The organism is Streptomyces sp. PU-14G (genome assembly GCF_041028275.1).
Lineage (GTDB): Bacteria > Actinomycetota > Actinomycetes > Streptomycetales > Streptomycetaceae > Streptomyces.
Genome location: NZ_JASKYT010000001.1, coordinates 94,600 through 100,803, shown reverse-complemented (window position 1 = coordinate 100,803; position 6,204 = coordinate 94,600). Strand labels below are relative to the sequence as shown.

5 protein-coding genes are annotated in these 6,204 nt (G+C 70.9%); 3 read left to right on the top strand and 2 right to left on the bottom strand.

Annotated elements, in window-relative coordinates; translation table 11 throughout:
• Positions 1–333: 333 nt before the first annotated feature.
• Both AB8Z75_RS00415 and AB8Z75_RS00410 read right to left on the bottom strand, forming a co-directional pair.
• Positions 334–996: a TrkA family potassium uptake protein gene (locus AB8Z75_RS00415; protein WP_369199281.1), complete on the bottom strand. Its 663-nt coding sequence runs from the start codon at positions 994–996 to the stop codon at positions 334–336.
• 25 nt (positions 997–1,021) lie between these two features.
• A complete protein-coding gene (locus AB8Z75_RS00410; RefSeq protein WP_369199280.1) occupies positions 1,022–1,681 on the bottom strand; it encodes a TrkA family potassium uptake protein in 660 nt (219 codons plus the stop codon).
• A gap of 69 nt (positions 1,682–1,750) precedes the next feature.
• Between AB8Z75_RS00410 and AB8Z75_RS00405 the strand changes: the two genes are divergently transcribed.
• The 3 genes from AB8Z75_RS00405 (at position 1,751) to AB8Z75_RS00395 (ending at position 6,193) form a co-directional block, all read left to right on the top strand.
• Positions 1,751–3,841: an APC family permease gene (locus AB8Z75_RS00405; RefSeq protein ID WP_369199279.1), complete on the top strand. Its 2,091-nt coding sequence runs from the start codon at positions 1,751–1,753 to the stop codon at positions 3,839–3,841.
• A gap of 85 nt (positions 3,842–3,926) precedes the next feature.
• The gene (locus AB8Z75_RS00400) at positions 3,927–5,282 is read left to right on the top strand and encodes a class I SAM-dependent RNA methyltransferase (protein ID WP_369199278.1); all 1,356 of its coding nucleotides are present in this window, start codon (positions 3,927–3,929) and stop codon (positions 5,280–5,282) included.
• A 557-nt stretch (positions 5,283–5,839) separates the two neighbouring features.
• Entirely contained in the window at positions 5,840–6,193 is a 354-nt protein-coding gene (locus tag AB8Z75_RS00395; protein WP_369199277.1) for a hypothetical protein, read from the top strand.
• Positions 6,194–6,204 lie beyond the last annotated feature (11 nt).

Below are 6,204 nucleotides of genomic sequence, written 5' to 3'. Positions count from 1 at the left end.
CCGCGGGGCCTGCCCCGAGCGGCTCCGCCGGACCTCCGCGGGGCCTGCCCCGAGCGGCTCCGCCGGACCTCCGCGGGGCCTGCCCGGGGCCGTGCGGGCCGGCGACGGCTACGAGCGGGGCGGGGCCACAGCGCCCCGCACAACCCGTACCTGAAGGGCCGCCGCGCCGCGCTGCCGCCGACCGGGCGTCCCGCGCCCCGCGGCGGTTGCCCTTCGCCTGCGGCCAGGTGTGGAGCGCGCTGGTGCCCGAGAGCGGGCGGGGGAGCTGACGCGGGCGCAGGCCCGCACCGCTCGCACGGCGGGCGCGCTCTCCCGCCGTACCGGGCGCGGGCGCTACACGCGGGCCGAGAGCAGTTCCTCCAGTTGCTCCTCGCGCGCGGGCGCGGCCACGAAGAGGAGCTCGTCGCCCACCTCCAGCGCGTCGTCCCGGTCGGGAGTGAGCACCCGGGTGCCCCTGATGATGGTGACCAGCGAGGTGTCCTCCGGCCAGTCGACGTCCCCGACCCGGATGCCGGCCAGCGTCGACTCCGGCGGCAGCGTCAGCTCGACCAGGTTGGCGTCGCCCTGCGAGAAGCGCATCAGCCGCACCAGATCGCCGACGCTGACGGCCTCCTCCACCAGCGCCGACATCAGGCGCGGCGTGGAGACGGCGACGTCCACGCCCCACGACTCGTTGAACAGCCACTCGTTCTTCGGGTTGTTGACGCGGGCCACGACGCGCGGCACGCCGTACTCCGTCTTGGCCAGCAGGGAGACGACCAGGTTGACCTTGTCGTCGCCGGTCGCGGCGATCACCGTGTGGCAGCGCTCCAGTGCGGCCTCGTCGAGCGAGGTGATCTCGCACGCGTCCGCCAGCAGCCACTCGGCCTGGGGCACCCGCTCGACCGAGATCGCCGTCGGCGCCTTGTCGATCAGCAGGACCTCGTGCCCGTTCTCCAGCAGCTCACCCGCGATGGACCGGCCGACGGCGCCCGCCCCCGCAATAGCGACCCTCATGCCGCTTTCCCCTTGTTCGCTTCGCTCACGATTCCGGTCCTACGGCAAAAACTTCTTCGACCCGGGCGACGTCCCCGCAGCGCATCATCACATGCACGAGGTCGCCCTCCTGCAGCACCGTCTGGGAGGTGGGCAGTATGGCCTCACCCAGACGGGTGAGGAAGGCGATACGCACCCCGGCCTCGTCTTGGAGCTTGCTCACCCGCTGGCCGACCCATGCCGACGAGGTGTGCACCTCCGCGAGCTGCACGGCACCGCTGGGGTCCCGCCACAGCGGCTCGGCCCCCGAGGGCAGCAGCCGGCGCAGCATCTGGTCGGCCGTCCACCGCACGGTCGCCACCGTGGGGATGCCCAACCGCTGGTAGACCTCCGCGCGCCGGGGGTCGTAGATGCGGGCGGCCACATGGGCTGTGCCGAACATCTCACGTGCGACGCGTGCGGCGATGATGTTGGAGTTGTCACCGCTGCTGACCGCGGCGAAGGCTCCGGCCTCCTCTATCCCCGCTTCGCGCAGGGTGTCCTGGTCGAAGCCGATGCCGGTGACCCGACGGCCGCCGAAGCCCGAGCCGAGGCGCCGGAAAGCGGTGGGGTCCCGGTCGATGACCGCCACCGTGTGGCCCTGTTGCTCCAGGGTCTGCGCGAGCTCCGCTCCTACTCGTCCGCAGCCCATGATCACAATGTGCAACGCCCGTCCCTTCGTCCCGTACAGCGGGCCGTCTCAGCATCGCACGACTGACCGCATACGATCCTCTGCGTGTCCAGGATGACCGACGTACCGAAACGACTTCTCCTCGGGAGGGCGCTCCGCAGCGACAGGCTCGGCGAGACGCTCCTTCCCAAGCGTGTCGCCCTCCCCGTCTTCGCCTCGGACCCGCTCTCCTCGGTCGCCTATGCCCCGGGCGAGGTACTGCTGGTCCTCTCGGTCGCGGGGGTCTCCGCCTACAACTTCAGCCCGTGGATCGCCGTGGCGGTCGTCGTCCTGATGTTCACCGTGGTCGCCTCCTACCGGCAGAACGTGCGCGCCTACCCGAGCGGCGGCGGCGACTACGAGGTGGCGACCACCAACCTCGGACGCAGAGCGGGTCTGACCGTCGCCAGCGCCCTGCTGGTGGACTACGTGCTGACCGTGGCCGTCTCCATCTCCTCCGGAGTGGAGAACCTCGGCTCGGCCATCCCCTTCGTCGTCGAACACAAGACCTTCTGCGCGGTCGCGGTCATCGTGCTGCTGACGCTGATGAACCTGCGCGGCGTACGCGAGTCCGGCAAGCTCTTCTCCATCCCCACCTACTGCTTCGTCGTCGGCGTGTTCGCCCTGATCATCTGGGGCCTGGTGCGCGGCGTCCTGCTCGGCGACGAGATGCGCGCCCCCACCGCGGACTACGAGATCCACACCGAGCAGCACGGCATCGCCGGGTTCGCGCTGGCGTTCCTGCTGCTGCGCGCCTTCTCCTCCGGCTGCGCGGCGCTCACCGGCGTCGAGGCCATCAGCAACGGCGTCCCGGCCTTCCGCAAGCCCAAGTCGCGGAACGCGGCGACCACCCTCGCCCTGATGGGCGGGCTCGCCGTCACCATGTTCTGCGGCATCATCGCGTTCGCCATGGTCACCCACGTCAAAATGGCGGAGAACCCCGCGAAGGACCTGCTGATCAACGGGCATCCAGCCGGGGAGGGCTACACCCAGAACCCGGTGATCTCCCAGGTCGCCGCCGCGGTGTTCGGTGACGGGACGGCCCCCTTCGTCTTCCTCGCCGCCGCCACCGCGCTCGTGCTGTTCCTGGCGGCCAACACCGCCTACAACGGTTTCCCGCTGCTGGGCTCGATCCTCGCCCAGGACCGCTACCTGCCCCGCCAGTTGCACACCCGGGGCGACCGGCTCGCCTTCTCCAACGGCATCGTGCTGCTGGCCGGAGCCGCCGCGATACTCGTCGTGGTCTACGAGGCCGACTCCACACGGCTGATCCAGCTCTACATCGTGGGCGTCTTCGTCTCCTTCACCCTCAGCCAGACCGGCATGGTCCGGCACTGGAACCGGCTGCTGACCACCGAGAGCGACCCGGCCCGCCGCCGCCACATGCACCGCTCCCGCGCCATCAACGCCTTCGGCGCGTTCCTGACCGGACTGGTACTCGTGGTGGTACTGGTGACCAAGTTCACCCACGGTGCCTGGGTCTCCCTCGTGGGCATGGCCCTCTTCTTCGCCGTGATGACCGCCATCCGCCGCCACTACGACCGGGTCTCCGAGGAACTGGCGGCCGACGAGACGGCCGAACCGCAGCTGCGCCCCGCGCGGGTTCACTCGTTCGTGCTCGTCTCCAAGATCCACCGGCCCACGTTGCGCGCCCTGCGCTACGCGAAGCTGATGCGCTCCGACACCCTCGAGGCCGTCACCGTCAACGTCGACCACGACGAGACGGAACTGCTGCGCCGCGAGTGGGAAGACAGCGACATCGACATCCCGCTCACCATCCTCGACTCGCCCTACCGCGAGATCTCGCGCCCCGTCATCGACTACGTCAAGCGGCTCCGCCAAGAGCAGCCCCGCGACGTCGTCAGCGTCTTCATCCCCGAGTACGTGGTCGGCCACTGGTACGAGCACCTGCTGCACAACCAGAGCGCACTGCGCCTCAAGGGCCGGCTGCTGTTCACCCCCGGTGTGATGGTGACCTCCGTCCCCTACCAGCTGGAGTCCTCCGAGGTCGCGAAGAAGCGGGCCCGCAGGCGCGAGCAGTGGAACGCGCCGGGCTCCGTGCGGCGCGGCCCGGTGATCCCGCCGAGGAAGGCCGGCCGGGACGGCGGCGGACCCGGAGGCAGTGCGGGGAGCCTGACCCGGCAGCGTGGCAAGTAGACTCGGCGGTTGCGGTGCAGGCGGCGTGCCTCCCGCTCACCTCGCCCGCCAGGGGCGAACCCGACGTCTGTGGAGTCACCCCCTCATGCCCGAAACCAGCGCGTCCGACAGCGCGTCCGAGCACGCCGTCCCCTCCCTGGTGGGGGAGGAGTACGAGGTCGAGGTCGGCCCGGTGGCGCACGGCGGCCACTGCGTCGCCCGCACCGAGAGCGGCCAGGTGCTCTTCGTGCGGCACACGCTGCCGGGCGAGCGGGTCGTCGCACAGGTGACCGAGGGCCGCGCGGACTCCCGCTTCCTGCGGGCCGACGCGGTACGGATCCTCGAACCGGCCAAGGACCGCATCGAGGCCCCCTGCCCCTTCTCGGGCCCCGGGCGCTGCGGCGGCTGCGACTGGCAGCACGTCAAGCCGGGCGCGCAGCGACGCCTGAAGGCCGACGTGCTGACCGAACAACTCCAGCGGCTGGCCGGCATGACACCCGAGGACGTCTCCTGGGACGGCACCGTCGAACCGGCCCCCGGTGACAAGGTCGCCCCCGGTGAGGTCCCCGCCTGGCGCACCCGCGTCCACTACACCATCGACGCCGAGGGCCACCCAGGACTGCTCAAGCACCGCTCACACGACGTGCAGCGCATCGACCACTGCCTGATCGCCGCCCCCGGAGTCGACGAACTGGGTATCGAGGCCCGCGAGTGGCCCTCCCTCGCCTCCGTCGACGCCATCGCCGCCACCGGCTCCGCCGACCGCCAGGTCATCCTCACCCCGCGCCCCGGCGAGCGCCTCCCGCTGGTCGAACTCGACCGCGACGTCTCCGTCCTCCGCGTCGGCGAGAAGGACCGCGCCGTCCACCGCGTGCACGGCCGCGACTTCGTCCGAGAACGCGCCGACGACCGCACCTGGCGCGTCGGTGAGGGCGGCTTCTGGCAGGTCCACCCGCAGGCCGCCGACCTCCTCGTCGACGCCGTGATGCGCGGCCTCACCCCCCGCAAGGGCGAGATGGCCCTCGACCTGTACTGCGGCGTCGGCCTGTTCGCCGGCGCGCTCGCCGACCGCGTCGGCGAGAGCGGGGCCGTCCTCGGCATCGAGTCCGGCAAACGCGCGGTCGCCGACGCCCGCAAGAACCTCGCCGACTTCCCGCGCGTCCGCGTCGAGCACGGCAAGGTCGAGAAGGTGCTGCCCCGCACGGGCATCACCGAGGCCGACCTGGTCGTCCTCGACCCACCCCGCGCCGGCGCCGGCAAATCCCTCGTCGAACGCATCGCCTCCCTCACCCCCCGCCGCATCGCCTACGTCGCCTGCGACCCCGCGGCCCTGGCCCGCGACCTCTCCTACTTCACCGCCGCCGGCTACCGCCCCCGCTTCCTCAGGGCCTTCGACCTCTTTCCGATGACCCAGCACGTGGAGTGCGTGGCGATCCTGGAGCCTGCCGAGAAGGGCCGCTGACCTGCGGCTTTAGCCGATGCGCATGAGGTGCGCTATGGGCGTTACGGGCGATATCTTGACGCTCAAGTGACGCTCGTGACGCTCATTTGACGCTCGTCCTGATGGGGTGTCAGGCACATGATGGGCAGGCCAGGCGGCGTCAAGGCTGCGAGTGACGATGCAACGCCGAGGGCTGATGACGCTCAAAACGGAGACGCCGATCCTGCAGATCGGATGTCGCGGAAGAGACCGGCCAGCGTTTCGCCCTGCAGCAATGGCCGGTGCGAGTCGATGACGTGCGTTAATGGTCTTTCGCTCGTTTCACGTTGGTGCCCCTTAATGCAGCTGGAAGTCCCAGGAAAGTCCCAGAGGGCTCCCAGTGCCGACCGACACTCTCGGCCTTGTGGTGGGGCCGTGCGGACACGTTGTCCGGGGTGCCATTGCCCTCCAGGGCTCTCCTCCAGAGCTTTCCCGCATGGCGATGTTGGCCTGGCCGTATGGTGGGGTTCGGCATGCGGCGTGGGCCATACCGGGCTCGGTGCGGTTCCGCCTCGACGGGGCGTAAGGGGGCAGAGAGGGTGGCTGTGCGGGGTGACCGGCGCGCCGTCTTGGTGACGACGGTTCTGGTCCTGGCGGTCGTCGCCGGTGCGCTGTCGCTGCTGAGCTGGGGCCGAGCGAACCAGGTGGCTGGCGTGATCTCCGCGGTGGCCGGCGTGGCCGCCTTGGGGGTCGGCGGCTGCGCGTTACTGGCCCCGTCCGGGAGCACGTCGATACAGGTATCCAGGACCGGGAGCGCCACGGCCGCCGGCGGCGGGGACGCCAACACGGGTGCCGTCGCCTCCCCGTCCGACGGTGTGGTCTCCGTCGGGGAGACCGGTGACGCGCGGGCGGACGGCGGCAGCGCGAATACCGGTTACCGGGGGCAGGGTTAGCGGCGCATCCG

Coding starts and splice junctions, on each gene's coding strand:
- AB8Z75_RS00400 (WP_369199278.1), top strand. CDS start 3,927: ATGCCCGAAACCAGCGCGTCCGACAGCGCGTCCGAGCACGCCGTCCCC.
- AB8Z75_RS00415 (WP_369199281.1), bottom strand. CDS start 996: ATGAGGGTCGCTATTGCGGGGGCGGGCGCCGTCGGCCGGTCCATCGCG.